The sequence below is a fragment of the Verrucosispora sioxanthis genome (assembly GCF_010560025.1).
GTDB classification, from domain to species: domain Bacteria; phylum Actinomycetota; class Actinomycetes; order Mycobacteriales; family Micromonosporaceae; genus Micromonospora; species Micromonospora palythoicola.
In genome coordinates this window covers 510,345-529,684 of the sequence record NZ_SAIY01000003.1, presented here as the reverse complement: position 1 = coordinate 529,684, position 19,340 = coordinate 510,345, and the positions used below count along the sequence as shown (strand labels likewise).

The 19,340-nt window shown below is 72.9% G+C and carries 17 protein-coding genes and 1 pseudogene; 12 read left to right on the top strand and 6 right to left on the bottom strand.

The features are described 5' to 3' along the window. Nucleotides 1–90: 90 nt before the first annotated feature. Together ENC19_RS11670 and ENC19_RS11665 are read left to right on the top strand one after the other, a co-directional pair. Nucleotides 91–1,395 carry a cellulose binding domain-containing protein gene (locus ENC19_RS11670; RefSeq protein WP_164447186.1) on the top strand — a complete coding sequence of 435 codons (1,305 nt, stop codon included), beginning with the start codon at nucleotides 91–93 and terminating at the stop codon, nucleotides 1,393–1,395. Between the two features lie 107 nt (nucleotides 1,396–1,502). After that, the gene (locus ENC19_RS11665; RefSeq protein WP_164447185.1) at nucleotides 1,503–2,036 is read left to right on the top strand and encodes a DUF4184 family protein; all 534 of its coding nucleotides are present in this window, start codon (nucleotides 1,503–1,505) and stop codon (nucleotides 2,034–2,036) included. On the opposite strand, the gene ENC19_RS11660 is transcribed toward ENC19_RS11665, so the two are convergent. Then, nucleotides 1,963–2,919: an acyltransferase domain-containing protein gene (locus ENC19_RS11660; RefSeq protein WP_164447184.1), complete on the bottom strand. Its 957-nt coding sequence runs from the start codon at nucleotides 2,917–2,919 to the stop codon at nucleotides 1,963–1,965. The two genes, ENC19_RS11665 and ENC19_RS11660, sit on opposite strands and share 74 nt — an antisense overlap. Before the next feature lie 66 nt (nucleotides 2,920–2,985). Then, complete coding sequence (locus ENC19_RS11655) at nucleotides 2,986–3,522, bottom strand: cupin domain-containing protein (RefSeq protein WP_164447183.1); 537 nt, start codon at nucleotides 3,520–3,522, stop codon at nucleotides 2,986–2,988. 309 nt (nucleotides 3,523–3,831) lie between these two features. Here ENC19_RS11655 and ENC19_RS11650 point away from each other — a divergent pair, with 309 nt between their 5' ends. The 10 genes and pseudogenes from ENC19_RS11650 to ENC19_RS11605 all read left to right on the top strand — a co-directional run. Then, nucleotides 3,832–5,439, top strand: coding sequence for an ABC transporter substrate-binding protein (locus ENC19_RS11650; protein ID WP_164447182.1), 1,608 nt, complete (start codon nucleotides 3,832–3,834; stop codon nucleotides 5,437–5,439). A 10-nt stretch (nucleotides 5,440–5,449) separates the two neighbouring features. Continuing rightward, nucleotides 5,450–6,535: an ABC transporter permease gene (locus ENC19_RS11645; protein ID WP_164447181.1), complete on the top strand. Its 1,086-nt coding sequence runs from the start codon at nucleotides 5,450–5,452 to the stop codon at nucleotides 6,533–6,535. Then, nucleotides 6,532–7,449 (top strand): ABC transporter permease, encoded by a 918-nt coding sequence (locus tag ENC19_RS11640; RefSeq protein ID WP_164447180.1) that lies wholly within the window; start codon nucleotides 6,532–6,534, stop codon nucleotides 7,447–7,449. Before ENC19_RS11645 ends, ENC19_RS11640 begins: the two co-directional genes overlap by 4 nt. A gap of 1 nt (nucleotide 7,450) precedes the next feature. Then, nucleotides 7,451–8,431 carry an ABC transporter ATP-binding protein gene (locus ENC19_RS11635; RefSeq protein ID WP_164447179.1) on the top strand — a complete coding sequence of 327 codons (981 nt, stop codon included), beginning with the start codon at nucleotides 7,451–7,453 and terminating at the stop codon, nucleotides 8,429–8,431. Further along, nucleotides 8,428–9,396: an ABC transporter ATP-binding protein gene (locus ENC19_RS11630; RefSeq protein WP_164447178.1), complete on the top strand. Its 969-nt coding sequence runs from the start codon at nucleotides 8,428–8,430 to the stop codon at nucleotides 9,394–9,396. The genes ENC19_RS11635 and ENC19_RS11630 overlap by 4 nt, the downstream gene beginning before the upstream one ends. Before the next feature lie 10 nt (nucleotides 9,397–9,406). Then, a complete protein-coding gene (locus tag ENC19_RS11625; RefSeq protein WP_164447177.1) occupies nucleotides 9,407–10,645 on the top strand; it encodes an amidohydrolase family protein in 1,239 nt (412 codons plus the stop codon). Next, a complete protein-coding gene (locus ENC19_RS11620; protein ID WP_164447176.1) occupies nucleotides 10,642–12,312 on the top strand; it encodes a DUF885 domain-containing protein in 1,671 nt (556 codons plus the stop codon). Before ENC19_RS11625 ends, ENC19_RS11620 begins: the two co-directional genes overlap by 4 nt. Before the next feature lie 5 nt (nucleotides 12,313–12,317). Beyond that, nucleotides 12,318–12,692 carry a nuclear transport factor 2 family protein gene (locus ENC19_RS11615; protein ID WP_164447175.1) on the top strand — a complete coding sequence of 125 codons (375 nt, stop codon included), beginning with the start codon at nucleotides 12,318–12,320 and terminating at the stop codon, nucleotides 12,690–12,692. Beyond that, nucleotides 12,689–13,015 (top strand): TIGR04076 family protein, encoded by a 327-nt coding sequence (locus tag ENC19_RS11610; RefSeq protein ID WP_164447174.1) that lies wholly within the window; start codon nucleotides 12,689–12,691, stop codon nucleotides 13,013–13,015. The genes ENC19_RS11615 and ENC19_RS11610 overlap by 4 nt, the downstream gene beginning before the upstream one ends. Beyond that, a pseudogene (locus ENC19_RS11605) lies at nucleotides 13,012–13,893 on the top strand (LLM class flavin-dependent oxidoreductase); the annotation flags it as partial. The gene ENC19_RS11610 and the pseudogene ENC19_RS11605, both read left to right, overlap by 4 nt. Nucleotides 13,894–14,124: 231 nt before the next feature. Here the strand turns inward: ENC19_RS11605 and ENC19_RS11600 are convergent. The 4 genes from ENC19_RS11600 to ENC19_RS11585 form a co-directional block, all read right to left on the bottom strand. Next, on the bottom strand, nucleotides 14,125–15,876 hold the full coding sequence (locus tag ENC19_RS11600) for an ABC transporter ATP-binding protein (RefSeq protein ID WP_164447173.1): 1,752 nt from the start codon (nucleotides 15,874–15,876) through the stop codon (nucleotides 14,125–14,127). Then, the gene (locus ENC19_RS11595) at nucleotides 15,873–17,549 is read right to left on the bottom strand and encodes an ABC transporter ATP-binding protein (RefSeq protein WP_164447172.1); all 1,677 of its coding nucleotides are present in this window, start codon (nucleotides 17,547–17,549) and stop codon (nucleotides 15,873–15,875) included. The genes ENC19_RS11600 and ENC19_RS11595 overlap by 4 nt, the downstream gene beginning before the upstream one ends. 88 nt (nucleotides 17,550–17,637) lie before the next feature. Then, complete coding sequence (gene nudC, locus ENC19_RS11590; protein ID WP_164447395.1) at nucleotides 17,638–18,579, bottom strand: NAD(+) diphosphatase; 942 nt, start codon at nucleotides 18,577–18,579, stop codon at nucleotides 17,638–17,640. Nucleotides 18,580–18,723: 144 nt separating this feature from the next. Then, the gene (locus tag ENC19_RS11585; RefSeq protein WP_164447171.1) at nucleotides 18,724–19,335 is read right to left on the bottom strand and encodes a TetR/AcrR family transcriptional regulator; all 612 of its coding nucleotides are present in this window, start codon (nucleotides 19,333–19,335) and stop codon (nucleotides 18,724–18,726) included. Nucleotides 19,336–19,340: the final 5 nt, after the last annotated feature.

The window sequence follows — 19,340 nt, the reverse complement described above, 5'->3', positions numbered from 1 at the left end:
TGTCCCGCGGTACGCCGGCCGTCCCCGGCAGCCACCACCGCGATACGCCGCACCGCCGCGCGTCCACAGCGGGCGCGGAATGGAGTCACGATGTCCAGGCGTAAATCGATCTTCGGACCGGTCGCGCTCGCGGCGCTCATGGTGCTGGCTGCCGCCGGCACGGCGCTGAGCGCGAACCCCGGCAGCGTCCCGGCCGCGCAGTCGGGCATCCTTGCCGCGACCGCCGGCTGCGGCAAGGCACCCACCCTGCGCAGCGGTACGCACACCATCCAGAGCAGCGGCAAGAACCGCAGCTACATCCTGCGGGTGCCGGACAACTACAACAACAACCACCCGTACCGACTGGTGTTCGGGTTCCACTGGCTCAACGGCTCGGCGACCGACGTCGCCACCGGCCAGACCGTCCAGCGCGACACCTGGGCCTACTACGGCCTGTTGCCCCTGTCGAACAACAGCACCATCTTCGTCGCGCCACAGGGCCTCAACAGCGGCTGGGCCAACTCCGGCGGCGAGGACGTCACCTTCGTCGACGACATGCTCCGGCAGATCGAGGGTGACCTCTGCGTCGAGACCACGCAGCGCTTCGCGCTCGGGTTCAGCTACGGCGGTGCCATGAGCTACGCCCTCGCCTGCGCCCGGCCGAACGTCTTCCGCGCCGTAGCCGTCTACGGCGGCGCGCAGCTGAGTGGATGCAGTGGCGGCAGCCAGCCGGTCGCCTACTTCGGGGCGCACGGCATCCGCGACAGCGTTCTCAACATCTCCAACGGGCGGTCGCTGCGGGACCGGTTCGTCCGTAACAACGGCTGCACCGCGCAGAGCCCGCCGGAGCCGTCGCAGGGCAGCCTCACCCACCGCAGCACCACGTACTCCGGCTGCGCGTCCGGCTACCCGGTGGTCTGGGCGGCGTTCGACGAGGGACACATCGCCGCCCCGCAGGACGGCGCACCCGGCGACAGCGGCTCCCGTACCTGGCTGCCGGGCGAGACCTGGCGCTTCTTCACCCAGTTCGGCGGCACCACGCCGCCGCCGAGCCCGACCACGCCGCCCCCGAGCCCGACCACGCCGCCGCCGGGTGGCGGGGCGTGCCGGGTCACCGCCGACGTCAACGCCTGGAACACCGGGCTGACCGAGCAGATCACCATCACCAACACCGGCAGCTCCACCATCAACGGTTGGTCGCTGGTCTTCACGCTGCCCGGCGGGCAGACCATCACCGGCGGCTGGAACGCCAGCTACTCACCGACCTCCGGGCAGGTGACCGCCCGCAACGTGTCGTACAACGGCACCATCGCCCCGAACGCGTCGGTCGGCATCGGCTTCCAGGCCACCCACACCGGCAACACCGCCGAACCGGGTTCGTTCACCCTCAACGGCGCGGCCTGCACCGTGGGCTGACCGGTACGGCCTGTCCGGGCGCGGATCCCACCCCTGTCCGCGCCCGGACCCGGCCGCCGATCCGGTTCCGGGCCGCCGACGAGGACGACGAGTTCTATGCTCCGCACGTGCCGCTGACCTTCCCTTCGCACCTCGCGCCGGTGGGGGTTTTCGGTCTCCAGTGGTCGAGCGTCACGGACGTCGCCTGGTGGACCGTCTCGGATCTGGCGAACACCCTCGTCGGTGCGTTGCTCGCCGTCGTGCTCGCCGCGCGCCTCGGCCGGCGGGAAGCGGCGAAGGTCGGCGTCTGTCGGGTCGCACCGTCGCCTCGCCGTCCGGCGCTGTTCTGGAGCGTCGCCGCGCTGGTGTCCGCCGCCGGCCTGGCGCTCGTACCGCTGCTGCCCGGCGCCAGCGCCCTCGCCGCGACGATTGTCCGGTCGCTGCACGTCGCTGGTCTGGCTCTGGTGGCCGGTGCCATCGCAGTCCGGATCCGGTCCCGGCGACCCGGTGCGGGTCACGGGCGGCCGGCAGCCGACGCCGGATCGTCGCACGCACCGCATGCAGGTGCTGCGTCGAACTGCCGCCGCGTCAGCGATCCGGCTGGATCGGGAAGCGGCCGCGGCACCACCGCCAGTGGCGGCCAGCCGTCAGGTGGTCGATGACGGCGCGTTGCAGCACGGTGTCGCGCGGCAGCTGGTCCAGCGGAGTGGTCAGGGTACGGAACACGAACCGCACCACTTCGACGTCGGCGTCGAGCCCGTCCGGCTCCTGATAGGGCTCCAGCTCGAATCGTCGCTGGAAGCGGACGATGTTGGAGTCCGCTGGCAGGTATTCGCGCAGCTGCGGGTCGAGCAGCCAGGAGCCGCAGGCGAAGGCCGTGTAGTGCTCGTCGGGGAAGTGGCGTGGGAAGAACGCGCGGGCCTCGTCGAGTGACGCCTCGACCGCCGCCGGGGTCAGCGGCCCCGAGTCGGGGATGTGCAGTTCGATGGCGGTGCCGCCGCGATGGTGCTGGAGCCGGCCGAGTTCGTAGACGCTGCCGCGCGCGTGCAGCGTCAGCCAACTCTGCATCACCGACCAGCCCTCGCCCTGCATCCGCCGGTCGATCGCGAGGTTACGACCCAGGTCCGCGAGGGTCAGCCAGGAGACGGTGTCGGGGACACCGTGGTCACGGTGGTACTCCCGGGCCACCTCGACCAGGGCCAGGTACGTGTAGACGTAGAGGTGCCGCCAGGCGGGGCCGCGCTCGCGGGGCAGCGCCGGACCGGGCGGCAGCCACTCGTGGCCCCCGAGATCGGCGCGGACCAGGGCGATCGAGCGGTCGAGCAGCCAGCGCAGCTCGGGGGTCCACTGGGTGGAGTCGGGGTCGGGCCAGCCCGCCAGGATCTCGGCGGCGTCGTCCGGTCGCACCGCGAGCCGGTCGAGCAGCGCGGGTGCGTCGGCTCGGGCGGGCACCGGCGCTGACGGGCGGTCGCCGGCGAGCCGGTGCACGCGGTCGATGTCCCCGACGGGTACGCCGAGCCGGGTGGCGATGTCGTCCAGATCCACGCGGACGACAGTAGCGACCGGTGCGGCCGCCGCAACAGGCCCCGCCCGCGCTGCCCCGAGTCCTGGTCAGGGGTTGGGCGGGGTGACCGCGATGATCAGGTGGGCCGGCTGGTCACTGGCGTTGCGGTAGAGGTGGGCCAGGCGTGAGTCGAAGGTGACGGCCTCACCGTCGGTGAGGGTGTACGCCTCGCCGCCGATGTCGGCGACCACCTCGCCGCTGATGACGATGGCGCACTCGGTCGAGGGGTGTGCCCACGGCTCGGCCGAGCTGGCGTCGCCCGGGGCGAGGTGGGCCTGGAGCACCTCCAGATCGCCGCGCCCCGGGGTCAGGCGCTCGTAGGTGATCTGGCCCGGGGGAGCGGTGAGCAGGCTGCGGCTGCCGGCCCGGCTGATGTGCACCGCCGGCGCCTCCGGTTCGGAGAACAGTTCGGCGATCGAGGTGTCGAACACCTGCGCGAGCTTGCGCAGGGTGGCCAGGCTCGGGTCGGTCGCCCCGTTCTCGATCTGACTCAGCAGGGCGGGTGACACGTCGGCGGCTGTGGCGAGCTGCCGCAGCGTGAGGGAGTGCTGCTGGCGCAGGACGCGGAGCCGGTCACCGAGCATGTGAACCTCGATCCGATAACAGTGTGGCTAAAAATGTTTGACCAAGCTACACGGCCCTGTTTAGGGTGGTCAAACAAGGGCCGGCGCTGTTTGGTACTGGTAGACAAGCCGCGTCCAGACACGAACCGGACGAATGCGAGTCCGGCCTACATCCAACCCTGCGACGACGCACCCCGAGAACCCGACGCACCCCTGAGAACCCGGAACACCGTCACCGGCCGTCTGGGCCCGGCCGGTGGGGGTGCCGCCGGACGTCGATGCCCCGCGGATCCCGCGCAGCGGGCCGCGCCATACGAAGGTAGGAACAGCATGTCGGTGTCCCCCCGCCGGCTCCGCACCGGAGCGCTCGCTCTGGCGACGCTGGCCGTCATCTCCACCACCGCCTGCACGGCCGGCGGCAGCGGTGGCAACGCGAACAGCGGCGAGGCCAAGACCCTCACCGTCAACACGTCGTTCGTGCTCAAGACCCTCGACCCCGGCCGCGTCTACGAGGCCACCGGTCTGACCGCCGTGCACGCCCTCTACGACACCCTGCTCACCTTCGAGGGCTCCGATGTCGGCAAACCCGTACCGGCGCTGGCCGAGTCGTACGACGCGTCCCCGGACGCGAAGACCTTCACCTTCAAGCTGCGCTCCGGGGTGACCTTCGCCGACGGCAGCCCGCTCACCGCCGACGACGTGGTGTTCTCCCTCAACCGGCTGAAGAACATCAAGGGCAGCCCGGCGGTCACCGTGAGCGAGTTGAGCGTCAGCAAGACCGACGACAGCACCGTCGTGGTCACCTCGGCCACGCCCAACCCGAACGTGCCGGTGGTGCTGGCGATGCCCTCCACCGGCGTGCTCAACGCCGAGGTCGCCCGGGACAACGGCGCCAAGGACGGCGCGGACGCCGCGCAGGGCGACACCGCCCAGCAGTACCTCGACACCAACTCGATCGGCAGCGGCCCGTACGTGCTCAAGTCGTACGAGCCGGAGTCGCAGGTGGTGCTGGAGGCCAACCCGAACTACTGGGGCGACAAGCCGCAGTTCGAGCGGGTGGTGCTGCGCAACATGGACGTGCAGACCCAGAAGCTGACCATGCAACGGGCCGAGACCGCCGAGATCTCGCTGGACATCTCCGGCAAGCTGCTCGACGGACTGCCGGAGAGCCTGCAGACCTCCGGCGTGCAGGACACCGTCTACTTCCTCTTCCTCAACGCCGATCCGGCGGTGTCGGCGGTGACCGCGAACCCGAAGTTCAACCAGGCACTGCGGGCCGCCATCGACTACCAGGGCATCGCCGCCCTGTACGGCGAGGGTGCCGCGCCCGGCGCCGGTCTGGTCGCACCGGCCTTCCCCGGCACCCTGCCGGCGAGCGAGGCATCGACCCGGGACGTGGCGAAGGCCAAGGCGCTGCTCGCCGAGGCCGGGCTGACCGACCCGACAGTGAAGTTCAACTACCCGGCCATCACCTACAAGGGCGTGGACCTGGGCACCGTGGCGACCAAGGTGCAGGGCGACGCCGCCGAGGCCGGCATCACGCTGGAGTTGAACCCGCAGCCACTGACCACCTTCCTCGACGAGATGCGCAGCGGCAAGTCGCCGCTGGGCTTCACCCCGCAGAGCCTGAACTACCCGGTCGCCGACTCGCTGATCAACAACATGGCACCCGGTCAGGCCACCGCGCTGCGCTCGGGCTGGACCGTCGAGCGGGCCGACCCGGCGATCGTGGCCGCCGGCGAGAAGGTCACCGAGACCCTCGACCTCGCGGCCCGGGCCACCGCCATGCAGGAGTGGCAGCGGCTGATGAACCAGTCCTCCCCGTACATCGTGCTGGCCAGCAACTCCTCCACGGTGGTGGCGACCGCCGACCTGACCGGCGCGGACTACTCCGCCGCCGGCTGGCAGGTCGACGTGGCCGCGGTCGGTCTCCGGTAGTCGGAGCACCATGACGACGGTCCACGACGGGGAGCCGGGCGCGGTCACCACGACCGCGCCCCGGCCCCGCCGCGCCCACCCGCTGCTGGTCTTCCTGGCCAAGCGGCTGGCGATCACCGCCGGACTGCTGCTGGGCGTTACCGTGGTGACGTTCGGGCTGGTCAACGTGGTACCCGGCGACCCGGTCACCGCCAACCTGTCCGACCAGGCGCTCAACGACCCGGCCACGGTGGCCGCCTTCCGCGAGAAGTGGGGGCTGGACCAGCCGCTGTGGCAGCAGTACCTGCACTACCTGGGCAATCTGGTCCGCGGCGACCTGGGCATCTCCCAGCAGACCGGCCGGGCGGTCCTGGACGACCTGGTCCGGTACGTGCCGGCGACGATGGAACTGGCCATCCCCACCATGGTGCTGGCGCTGCTGATCGGCACCGGGATCGGCATGCTCGCCGCGGTCCGCAACGGCCGGCTCACCGACCAGTTCGTCCGGGTCGGCGCCCTGCTCGGGCTCTCCACGCCACCGTTCTGGCTCTCGCTCGTGGTGCTCTACGTCTTCTTCTACCAGCTCGGGCTGGCCCCCAGCGGTGGACGGCTCTCCACCGGCTTCAGCCCGCCGCCGACGGTCACCGGCATGTACACCGTGGATGCGGCGCTGGCCGGTCAGTGGGACGTGGCCTGGGACGCGGCACAGCACCTGACCCTGCCGGTGCTGGTGCTGACCTCGCTGACCGTGGCGCTGCTGGTCCGCTTCGTCCGCTCCGCCATGCTGGAGGTGCTCCAGCAGGACTACATCCGGGCCGCGTACGCCAAGGGCCTGCCGGCCCGGGTGGTGCTGCGCCGGCACCTGCTGCGCGCCGGCCTGGTCCCGGTGGTCACCGTGTCCGGCCTGGCCTTCGCCTCACTGCTGTCCGGGACGGTGCTGGTGGAGAGCATCTTCGGCTGGCCCGGCGTCGGTCAGTACGCCTACCGCAGCGCCACCGCCCTCGACCTGCCCGCGATCCTCGGGGTCAGCCTGTTCGTGGCGCTTGTCTACACGCTCGTCAACCTCACCGTCGACCTGCTGTACGGGCTCATCGACCCGAGGATCCGCCTGTCATGACGATGATCGCACCCGATCCGGTGGCTCCCGACCCGAAGGTGGACCGGGCGCTGACCCGCCGTCGCTGGCTCGGTCGACTACGCGGCGGCTCGACCGGCCGGCCGGTCTGGCGACAGCCGATCGCCGTGGTCGCGCTCACCATCCTCGGCGGCTGGCTGCTGGTGGCGATCCTCGCCCCGCTCGTGGCCCCGTACGACCCGCTCGCTCAGAGCGCGGACACCTACGCGGCACCCTCGGCGGCCCACTGGTTCGGCACCGACTCCCTCGGCCGGGACATCTTCAGCCGGGTCGTGTACGGCGCCCGGTTGTCGATCCCGCTGGCGCTGGCCATCGTCTCACTGGCCCTGCTCGTGGGCGGCCTGCTCGGGCTGGTCGCCGGATATCTGGGCCGGCTCGCCGACGAGGCGTTGATGCGGCTGACCGACCTGGTCTTCGCCTTCCCGCAGATCATCCTCGCCATGGCGGTCACCGCCGCCTTCGGCCCGAACACCCGCAACGCGGTGCTGGCGCTGGTCATCGTCTCCTGGCCGGTCTACGCCCGGGTCATCCGCAGCGCCGTACTCAGCATGCGCGGCGACGACTACCTCAACGCCGCCCGACTGCTCGGTGTCGGACCGGTCCGGGCACTGCGCCGCGACGTGCTGCCCAACAGCATCGGTCCGGCGATCGTGCTGGCCACCCTGGAACTCGGCAACGCGGTGCTGCTGCTCGCCGCGCTCTCCTTCCTGGGGCTCGGGCCGCGCCCACCGGCCGCCGAGTGGGGCTCGATGGTCGCGCTCGGCTCCCAGGACCTGTCGATGTGGTGGGTCAGCGTCTTCCCGGGCCTGGCCATCCTCACCGTGGTGATGGCCTTCAACGTGCTCGGCGACGCGCTGCGCGACCGGCTCGACCCCCGCTACGCGAAGGGACGCTGAGATGGCGCCGCTGCTCGACGTCGACTCCCTCGCGGTGACCCTGCCCGGTCCGCGCGGGCCGCTGCCGATCCTGCACGACGTGTCGCTCAGCGTCGACGAGGGTGAACTCGTCGGCATCGCCGGCGAGAGCGGCTGCGGCAAGAGCCTCACCGCACAGACCCTGCTCGGCCTGCTCCCGGCCGGCGCCACCGTCACCGGGACGGCGCGGTTCGCCGGCACCGACCTGCTCGGCCTGGACAACCGGGGCTGGCAGCGGATCCGGGGCGCGGGCATCGCCATGGTCTTCCAGGACCCGTCCGCCGCCCTGCACCCGATGCTCACCGTCGGCCGTCAGCTCACCGAACACATGCGGGTACACCTGCGAATGGACCGGCGGTCCGCGACCCGCCGGGCGGTGGAACTGCTCGATCAGGTCAGGATCCCCGACCCGGAGCGCGCCCTGCGCGCCTATCCGCACCAGTTCTCCGGCGGCATGCGGCAACGGGCGGCCATCGCCATCGCCCTGGCCGCGCGGCCCCGACTGCTGATCGCCGACGAACCGACCACCGCCCTCGACGTCACCGTGCAGGCCGGCATCCTCGCCCTGCTCGACCGGCTGCGCGCCGAGACCGGGCTGGCCGTCGCCTTCATCACCCACGACCTCGGGGTGCTCAGCGCGTTGACCACCCGTGGCTACGTCTTCTACGCCGGTCGCGTGGTGGAGACCGGCCCCACCGGGGCGCTGCTCACCGCACCCACCCACCCGTACACGGCGGCGCTGCTGGGCGCCCGGCCGCACGGCACCCAGGCCGTCGGCACGCTGCGGCCCATCCCCGGCGCCCCACCGGCCCCGGGCGAGGCGCCGCCGGGCTGCCCGTTCCAACCCCGCTGCCGGCACGCCGAGCCGACCTGCGGCACGGCACCGCCGCCCCTGGCTCCGGTGGCAGCCGACCGGTCGGTGGCCTGCGTGGTCCGCCCGCACCTGGAGGTGACCGTCCGATGACCGGCCTGCTGGACATCAGCGACGTCGAGGTCGAGTACCGCTCGCGGGGACGCGGCCGGGTGCTCGCGGTCGCCGGGGTCAGCCTGGACGTGGCGGCCGGGCAGATCGTCGGCCTGGTCGGTGAGTCCGGCTGTGGCAAGTCGTCGCTGGCCCGGGTCGCCGTGGGACTGACCCCGCCGAGCGCCGGGGCGGTCCGCTTCGCCGGGCAGCCGGTCACCCCGCTGGGCTGGCGACGCCGACCGGACACCGAGATCGGCCTGCAGATGGTCTTCCAGAACCCGTACGCGTCGCTGAATCCCCGGCGCACCATCGGCGCGCAACTGCTCGACGGCGTCCCGGCGACGGTGACCGGCGCGACGGCCCGCCGAAACCGGGTGCGTGAGTTGCTGGACCGGGTCGGCATGCCGAGCACGGCCGCCGAGCGGTACCCGCACCAGTTCTCCGGCGGTCAGCGGCAACGCCTCGCCATCGCCCGGGCGCTCGCCCCGCAACCCCGCATGATCATCGCCGACGAACCGGTCACCGCGCTCGACGCCTCCTCCCAGGCCCAGGTGGTCAACCTGCTCGTCGGGCTGGTCCGCGATCTCGACATGGGCATGCTGTTCATCTCCCACGACCTCGCCTTGGTCCACGAGATCGCCGACGTGACCGCCGTGATGTACCTGGGCCGCATCGTGGAGAGCGCGCCCACCCGCGAGCTGTGGCGCAGTCCGCGACACCCCTACACCCGGGGGCTGATCGACGCGGTGCCCCGCATCGGCCCCACCCCACGGCTGCCCGCCACCCTGGCCGGTGAGGTGCCCGACCCCGCCAACGCCCCTACCGGCTGCCGGTTCCGGCCGCGCTGCCCGCACGCCTTCGCTCCCTGCGGCGACCAGCCACCAACCCTCGACCTCGGCGGACGCAGCGCCGCCTGCTGGCTCAACGACCCCACGATGGCCCCGGCCACCGTGCCCGCGAACTGAGGACGTCGTCATGCACACCGCCACCGAACAGGTCCTGGTCAACCTCGCCCTCTACGACGGCGTCGCCGACCACCTCCAGCCCGACCGGGGAGTCTGGGTCGGCGCCGACGGGATGATCAAGGCGGTGGGGACCGTCGACGACGTGCTCGCCGAGGCCGGCGACGCCCGCGTGGTCGACCTCGGCGGGGACGTGGTGATGCCCGGCCTGACCAACATGCACGTGCACCTCTCCCTCGGGCTGCCCGGCCACCTCGCCGACACGGTGCACCGGTCCAACCTGGCCGAACTGGTGCTGCTGATGGCCGACTCGGCCCGGCGTACCCTGCACGCCGGCGTCACCACCGCCCGACTGGTCGGCGAGGGACGCTACGCCGACTTCGCGCTGCGCCGGGGCATCGAGGCCGGCGCGGTGGACGGCCCCCGGATCTTCACCGCCGGGCACGCGTTGTGCTGCACCGGCGGCCACGGCTGGGAAGCCGACGCCCTGGAGGCCGACGGTGCCGACGGCTTCCGCCGGCTCACCCGGGCCCAGATCCGGGCCGGCGCCGACCTGATCAAAGTCTGTGTCTCCGGCGGGATCGCCGGTCAGTTCGAGGCGATCGACACACCGCAGCTGCTCGACGACGAGATGGCCGCCGTCATCCGGGTCGCCCACGACTGGGGGCGCAAGGTCACCGCGCACGCCGGGCCGGCCGACACCGTACGCCGGGCCGTCGAACTCGGCCTGGACTGTGTCGAACACGGCTACGAGCTGACCGACGAGGTCACCCGCCTGATGGCCGACCGAGGCGTCTGGTACGTGCCCACCATCGTGGTGAGCCGCTGTGAACAGTTCTTCCGCGACTCCGGGGTACCGGGCTGGTTGATGGACCGGGCCCTGGCCGCCGGCCCCCGGCACTGGGAGAGCCTCCAGCACGCCATCCGCAACGGGGTGCCGATCGCCCTGGGCAGCGACATGCCGCCGCACGCCGGCTACGACGAGACCAGCGCGACCGTGCGTGAGCTGGAGTTCATGGTGGACGCCGGGATGCCGGTCGCCGAGGCGCTGAAGGCCGCCACCATCCGGCCCGCCGAATGGCTCGACCAGGCCGACACGCTCGGCAGCGTCGAGGCCGGCAAGCACGCCGACCTGCTGGTGTTGCGCGACGACCCGACCCGTTCCGTCTCCGCGTTGCGCACCCTGCACGCGGTCATCAAGGGCGGCGTCGTCTACCGCGACGACCACCACCGCGTCCGGGTGCCCCGATGACCGACATCACCGCGGTCGCCGACGGGTACCTGCGCGCCCTCGCCACGCTCGACCCGGAGGCCGCCGAGGCGGCCGGACGTACGCCGCAGTGGCGGCTGGCCGACCTGTCGCCGGACGGCTTCGACGCCCGCGCCGAGCTGGCCCGCGCGACCGCGACCGCGGTGGCCGCCGCCACGGTGACAGTCCCGGCCGAACGTGCCCTCGCCGGTGCCCTGGCCGACCGGCTGGCCAGCGAGGTGGCGCTGCACGAGGCCGGCTTCACCACCCGGCTGCTCGCCCCGCTGGCCACCCCGGTGCACCTGGCCCGGCAGGTCTTCGACAACCTGCCCCGGACCACCGTCGACGACTGGGCCGTGGTCGCCGAGCACCTCCACCGGCTGCCCACCACCCTCGACCAGTACGCCGCCACGCTGCGGCGCTCCGCCGGGCGTGGCCAGTTGGTCGCCCGCCGGCAGGTGCTGACCGTCGCCGATCAGTGCGCCGCCTGGGTCGACGCCGACTTCTTCGGCGATCTCGTCGCCGGTCACCGGAGCGAGCCGCTGGCCGGGCGGCTGGCCGAGGGGGCCCGGCGGGCCACCGCCGCCACGGCGAAGTTCGCCACGTTCCTGCGTACCGACCTGGCCCCGCCGCCACCGAGGTCGACGGCGTGGGCCGCGACCTCTACCAGGTCACCGCCCGCGCCTTCCTCGGCGCCACCGTCGACCTGGACGAGTTGTACGCGTACGGCTGGGCGGAACTGTCCCGCACCGCCGCCGAACTGCGGGCGGCGGCGGCCGACTGGCCATCCGGACGTGGCCGCCGCCCGGACGGCGCTGGACGCCGACCCGGACGGGCGGGTGCCGGTCGGTCCCGCCCTTGAGGAGTGGCTGACCAGGCGGACCGCGCTGACGACGGACCTGCTCGACGGGACGCACTTCGACATCCCCGCCGCCACCCGCCGGGTGGTGTGCCGGATCAGTCCGACCACCTCCGGGGTCATGTACTACACCCCACCCGACGCGCGGCTGACCCGCCCCGCCGGCATCTGGTGGTCGGTGCCGCCGGGGGAGTCGACGGTGCCGGTGTGGCGGCACGTCGGCACGCTCTGCCACGAGGGGCTGCCCGGCCACCACCTGCAGCACGCGATCACGCTCACCACCGCCGACCTGCACCCGTGGCAGCGCACACTCTGCCAGGTGCACGGGTACGCCGAAGGCTGGGCGCACTACGCCGAGCGGCTCGCCGACGAACTCGGCCTCTACGCCGGACCGGCGGAACGGCTCGGCATGCTGGACGGGCAGATGTGGCGGGCCGCCCGCGTGGTCATCGACCTCGGCCTGCATCTCGACCTGCCGATCCCGGCGGGCAACGGGTTCACCGACGCGTCCCGCTGGAGCCACCCGATGGCCGTGGACCTGCTCACCCGGGTCGCCGGGCTGGACGCCGCGACCGCCCGGTTCGAGGTCGACCGCTACCTCGGCTGGCCGGCGCAGGCGCTCGCGTTCAAGGTCGGCGCGCGGCTGTGGCAGCAGACCCGCCAGGACGCCGAACGCCGCGCCGGCGCCGCCTTCGACCGCAAACGGTTCCACCACACCGCGCTGGCGCTCGGGCCGATGGGCCTGGACCCGCTGCGTGACCGCCTCGCCGAGACGTTCCGACCCGCTGCCGACTCCCTCGACCGGAAGTGACCCCGATGAGCATCGACGAACTCACCGCCACGATCACCGACATGTACCGATCACTGGGGGATCGATCCGCCTTCGACGCCCACCTGCATCCCGACCTGACGATCTGGGAATCCGACGCCGATCGGCTGCTCACCGGGCTGGCCGCACTGGACACGCTGCGCGACCGGCGAGCCGCCGAGGCCACCGGACCGGCACCGGTCACGGTCGCCCCGGAACAGGTGCACGCCGAGTCGTGGGACGGCACCGGTCTGGTCCGGTACGTGCTGCGCGCCCGGCACGCCGACGACCGACCGGACACCTGCTTCCGGGTCACCGACGTGCTGCGGCGCGACGACGCGGGCTGGCGGATCGTGCACCACCACGCGGAGGCCGTGCGATGAGCGACGAGCAGCCCACCACCGACGTCTACGACCTGCGGGTCGTGGTGGAGCGCATCGAGGGACGCTCGGTGTGCGGCATGAAGCCGGGCGACCACGTGGAGCTGACCGAGTCGTGCCGGTTGCGCATCCCCGAGGGCCAGCACTTCTGCCTGTACGCGCTCGCCGCCTGTCTGCCGCTGCTGCCGGCCAAGCAGCGGGCCCTGGACGACGGGGACTGGATGGCCCGGGACAGCCACGTCGCCTGCCCCGACCCGGAGGAACGGCTCATCATGCGTATCGAACGCACCGGCCGGCGGCAGATCCCCACCGAGGAGCTGACGTGACCCGCCTGGTGGGCATCGGCCTCCAGTCGGACAAGTCCGCCGACGAGTACGCCGTGCTGGCCGAGATGGCCGAACGGCACGGCTTCGACGTGCTGTCCGTCTTCGGTGACCTGATGTACCAGCCCTCGCTGTTCCCGCTGCTGGTGGCCGCCCGGCACACCCGCCGGATCCGGCTCGGCGCGGCCTGCCTCAACCCGTTCACCCTGCACCCGGTGGAGGTGGCCGGCCAGGTGGCCGCCCTCGACCTGGCCTCGCACGGCCGCGCGTACCTCGGCCTGGCCCGGGGCACCTGGTTGCAGCAGGTCGGAGTGGCACAGACCCGGCCGCTGCGCCGCATCGCGGAGACGGTGCAGATCGTCCGGCGGCTGCTCGCCGGTGACGACGGTGGATTCGTCGGCCGGGAGTTCACCGTGGCCCCGGGTACCGCGCTGCGGTACGCCCCGGCCCGGCCGGACGTGCCGGTGCTGGTGGGCACCTGGGGCCAGCAGACCGCCCGGTCCGCCGCCGCGTTCGCCGACGAGGTGAAGGTCGGCGGGTCGGCGAACCCGGCGATGGCCAAGACGATGCGGGCCTGGCTGGACGAGGCGGCCTCGGGTCGGGACACCGGTGTGGTGCTCGGCGCGGTCACCGTGGTCGACACCGACGGGGCGCTGGCTCGGCGGATGGCCCGTACCGAGGTCGCCATGTACCTCGCGGTGGTCGCCGCCCTCGATCCCACCGTCGAGGTCGACCCGGAGCTGCTGGCCCGCATCCAGCGGCACGTCACCCGCCGCGAGGACGACCTGGCCGGCGCGCTGATCGGCGACGACCTGCTCGACCTGTTCGCGTTCTCCGGTACGCCCGAGCAGGTCGCCGCGCAGGCCGCGGCGGTCTTCGACGCCGGGGCGAGCCGGGTGGAGTTCGGCACCCCGCACGGGCTGACCCCGCAGCGCGGAATCGACCTGATCGGTCGGCGGGTGCTGCCGCTGCGCGCGACTGACCGCCGCCGCCGGCCGGCTCGATCCGGCCGGCCCGGACCGGCCGGAATCGGCCAGCCGGCCCCGGCCGCCGCGCGCCGGGCGTGCGTCCGGGTGGGCCCGGCGGCCCGGCCGTCGGGTGCGGGTGCCGGGTCAGTGCCGCCAGGCCGACCAGAGTTCGGCGTACCGGCCGCCGGCTGCGACCAACTCGTCCGGAGTGCCGAGCTCGACGATCCGGCCGTGCGCCATCACGGCGATCCGGTCGCAGGCGTGCGCCTGGCTGAGCCGATGGGCGACGACCACCGCCGTGCGGCCCCGGATCAGGGCGGTGCTGGCCTGTTCGAGCTGCCGGGCTCCCGCGCTGCCGGCCTCGGCGCTGGCCTCGTCGAGGACGACGATCGGCGGGTCGAGCAGGGCGATCCGGGCCAGTGCCAGCTGTTGCGCCTGGCCGGCGGTGAGCGGGTGTTCGCCGTCGCCGACCCGGGTCGCCAACCCGTCGGGCAGGGCGGTGACCCAGCCGTCGGCGCCGACCAGTCGCAACGCGGCGTGCAGGTCCTCGTCGGCGGCGTCCGGAGCGGCCAGCCGCAGGTCGTCGGCGAGGGTGCCGGCGAAGACGTGAACCTCCTGGGTGACCACGCCGACGGTCCGGCGTAGCTCGACCGGATCCAACTCGCCGATCCGACGGTCGCCCAGCCACACCTCACCCTCGGCGGCGGGGAAGACGCCACCGAGGATGGCCGCGAGAGTCGTCTTGCCGGCTCCGCTCTCGCCGACGATCGCCAACGACTCGCCCGGGGCGATCTCGATCGATACGTCCCGCACCACAGCGGGGCCGCCGGGGTAGCGGTGCCACACCGACTTGGCGGTGACGCGTGTCGGCAGCCATCCCGAGACCGGTCCGGCCGGCCGGCTCGCGGGTACGTCGAGCCCGGAGATGCCGACGAGCCGGGCGAGCGCCGCGCCGGCCGACTGGACGTCGTTGAACGACATCAACAACAGGCCGAGCGGGCCGAAGAGACGATGGAACAGCAGCGCCGCGGCGGTCACGTCGCCGACCGTGCTGTCGCCCGCCCGCACCAGCAGGAAGCCGGTGAGCAGCACGGCGGTCAGTCCGAGCGCCTCCGCGTAGTTCATCGTGTTCGCGAACCAGAGGAAACCGCGCACCGCTCGCAGGCGCGCCACCACCGCGTGCCGGGAGGTCTGCTCGACCCGTCGGCTCTGGCGGTCCTGCATGCCGTACGCGTGCACCGTCCGGGCACCGGTGAAGGTGGTCAGCAGACTCTGGGTACGCACCGCCGCGGCTTCCCGCTCGGCGGCGTACAGCCGTTTCGCCTGCGGCACGAAACGGCGCAGGCTCAGCACGTACACCGGGAAGACGACCAGGAACGCGGCGGCGATGCGCCAGTCGAGCGTCGCGAACCCGGCGAAGGTGATGACGACGGTGACCAGTGCGGTGAAGATGCCGGCCGCGAGCCGCACCGAGTCGGTCACCCGTTCCACGTCCTCGGTGACCCGGGACGCCACGTCACCGGAGCCGGCGCTCTCCAGCCGGGTCGCGTCCATCCGCAGCGCCCGGTCCAGCACCTCCTCGCGGAGATCGGTGCAGGCCCGCATGCCCCACTCGGTGACCAGCCAGTGGGCGGTGCCGGTGAGGACCGCGGCAGCCAGGCCCGCGCCGAGGATGAACGAGGAGGTGAGCAGCAGCGAGCCGACGGTGCCGCCGGCCACCACCAGGTCGACCAGCCGGCCGAGCAGGATCGGCACGACGACGGCCGCGACACTTGCCGCCGTGGCCGCCGCCACCGACGTCCAGGCGAGCGTCGGGTAGCGCCGCAGGGCACGCCAGAAGGCGGCGAGCGTGACCCGGCCGGTGGCCACCGGCAGGATCGTGACACCGGAGGTCATCGCAGCACCACCTCCGCGTACGACGAGTCGGCGAGCAGGTCGCGGTGCCGCCCGACCGCCGCCACCTGACCGGCGCGGAGGAACACGACCCGGTCGCACCGGTCGAGCAGCGGCGCGCTGGTGGTGACCAGTACGGTCGCCCGGCCGTCGCCGCTCCGGTACGCGCGGATGCCGTCGGCGATGGCGTGCTCGGTGACCGCGTCGATCGCCGTGGTCGGGTCCCGGAAGACGGTGACCGGTCGATCGGCCAACAGCGCTCGGGTGAGGGCGAGCCGCTGCCGCTGACCGCCGGAGAGGTTCAGGCCGTGGTCGACGAGTTCCCGGTCGAATCCGGCGTCGTCGGTGATCAGGTCACCGACGGAGGCCGCGGCCAGCGCGGTGCGCAGGGCGGCGTCGTCCCGGTCGTCGCCGGTCTGGAGCACCTCCCGCAGGGTGGCGCCGAACAGGTCGACCCCGTGCGGTTCGACGAGCACGGTCCGGCGCACCGAGGCGAGGTCCAGCTCTCGCATCGGCGTGCCGGCCAGCCGCACCTCGCCCCGGTCCGGCGACCGTGCCCCCGCGAGCAGGTCGGTGAGGTCGTCGGCGGTGCCGGTCTCCGCGGTGACGATGCCGAGCAGCTCTCCGGGGGCCACGGCGAGGTCGACGCCGTCCAGGCCCGGCGCGTGCACCCGGTCGAGGCACAACGCTCCCGGCCGGGTCGGGAGTGTCCCGGACGGCATCCGCTCCGGTGCGGCGAGCACCTCGGCCACGCGGGCCGCGCTGGCCCGCGCCGTGGCCAGCCGGAAGACGCAGTCGGCGAGGTTGAGCACCGGATCGGTGAGGAAGGTGGCCAGCCCGACGATCGTGATGAGCTGGCCGACGGTGATGCGCCCCGCCAGGGCGTACCAGCCCGCCAGAGCGGCGACGACGGTGATCAGCAGGCCGGTGGTGAAGGTGGACGCGCCGATGAAGGTGGCACCGGCCTTGGCCGTGCCGATGCCGGCGCGCAGCGACGTCCGGCTGGCCGTGCGGTAGCGATGGACGGCCTCGTCGACGCCACCGAACCCGCGCAGCGGTCGCAGCCCGCGCAGCAGGTCCGACGCGACGGCGGCGGCCCGACCGACCGCCTGCTGCTGCGCGGATGTGCGGCGTCCCACGACCGGGCCCAGCGCATTGAGCCCGAGCACCAGGATCGGCACGCCCACGACCAGGCCGAGCCCGAGCGACCAGTCGATCCGCAGCAGCACGACCGTCGACACCGTCAGCCCGACTAGCGCGCTCACCCCCCGGGTGCCCAGTTCGAGCAGCTCGGCGGCGGACTGGGTGTCGGAGGTGGCGATCGAGAGCAGCTCGCCGCTCTGGCGGCTGGTCCGGATCCCCTGACCACCGACCACGCGCCGGACCACCCGCATCCGCAGCTCGTGGGACTCCTCGGTGACCGCCCGGGACAGGAACCAGAAGCCTGACCGCCAGCCCATGGTGAGGGCGGTGAACAGTGCGAAGATGCCCAGCACGGACCAGAGCATCGCCGAGGTCGATCCGGTTCCGACGGCCTGGTCGATGACCAGGCCGATGGCCACCGGGACCAGAGCCTCACACAGCTGGTGCAGTGACCAGAAGGCGGCGCACAGGGCGGTGTCGCGACGCTGCCGCCAGAACATCAGGCGGATCAGTCGCCCCGTGGTCTGTTTCATGCCCCCGCCTCACGTTCGATGAGTTAGGGCAGGCTAACCTGCTGTCCTCGCTGATCGCCATTCGCGGGTACACCGTGCTGCCCAGGTCTCAGACCTCGGCGTGCGGAAGCGGCGGCCGGTCGAACCCGGCCCAGGAGCGCAGCAGCCGACCGCCGATGGAGTCGGCCGGCCCCGAGCCGGGACCGTTGCGGACCCGCTCGACGATCTCGGCGCGGGTGAACCACCGGGCCTCCGTCAGCTCCCGTCCGTCCACGGCGATCGTGTCATCGACAGCCTGGGCGACGAAGCCGACCATGAGGCCGGCGGGGAAGGGCCAGCCCTGGGAACCCTGATAGGTGACCACACCGACCGTCACCCCGGCCTCCTCGCCGACCTCGCGGCGGACCGAGCCCTCCAGGCTCTCGCCGATCTCGACGAAGCCGGCGAGCAGCGAGAAGCCGTCCGGGCCGGCACCGTGATGCCGGGCGAGCAGGCAGCGTGGCTGCGGACCGGGGCCTTCCACCAGCACGATGACGGCGGGTTCGATCCGGGGAAACAGTTGCCGGCCGCAGTCGGGCCCCTGGCAGACCCGCAGGTGACCGGCTTCGGCACTGGCCGTGGCAGCGCCGCAGGTGCCGCAGTGTCTGGCGTGCCGATTCCAGTAGAGCAGGCCGCGCGCGTACGCCAGGGTCGCGGCAAGTGGCTCGGGCAGGGTGGTGGCCAGTCCACGCAGATCGGCGCTGGCGTGTGCGGTAGCCAGGCGCAGCGCCTCGATCTCCTCGACCTCGCTGAGGTCGGCGGCGAAGCTCGCCGTGGTGCCGTCGAGGCCGAGCAGCGCTGTCTGCCCGGCCCTCGCCAGCAACGTGCGCGCGGACGATCCGGTGAGCCGCACCGGCCTGCCGTCGGCCGTGAGCAGTGGCCGGTCGCGCCACAGCGGCAGCACCTCGCTGTCCTCGCGGCCGAGCAGGTCGGCGACCCGGGCCGGGTCGGCGCGCAGGCTCGCGGCCCGGTCGTGCGGTGCGGCGGTGTACGCGAGCCCGGGGAAGACCATGCCGCCGATCGTGCCGCACGCCCCCGGCAGCGCGCCCACCGGCTCGGCGGTGACCGGCGGCACACCGCCCGTCCCGGTCGGCATCCGGTTCGGCGGCGGCGCAGTGATGGTGTGCTGCGGTCAGGGGTCTGCGGTGCACCGGCGCTACACCTGCCGGGTCAGGCCGTCCCAGGCGGCCATGGCGCAGTCGACGATGCCGAGGAGATCCTCGGCGGCGGCGCCGTCGCGTGCCTGGACCGCCATGCCTTGTACGACCGCGCCGACGAACCGGGCGAGCGAGTCAGGCACGATCGACGCGGGTAGATCACCCTCGTCCACCCCGCGGCTGATCCGCCGCCGCAACTCGGCGATGTCACGCTCCCGGCACGCGCTGAGGAACTGGCCGACCGCGTCCGACTCGGGCACGGTGCCGGCGCCGGCGAGCACGACTAGGCATCCGCTCGGATTCGCCGGATCGACATAGGCGTACGCGTGGTGACGCAACATCGCCTCGATTGCCGCGCGGGCGGTGTCCCCACCGTCGAGCGCCGCCCGGGGACCGGCGCCCTCGGTGAGGTTGTAGAGATCGACGGCCTCCCGGAACAGCGCTTCCTTGCTGCCGAACGCGGCGTAGAGGCTGGGCGAGCCGATGCCCATGGCGGCGGTCAGGTCGGTCATCGAGGCGCCCTGGTAACCGCGACGCCAGAAGACCTCCATCGCACGCCGCAGCGCGACCTGGCGGTCGAACGTGCGGGGTCGACCTCGCTTGGCCGTCATGCGTC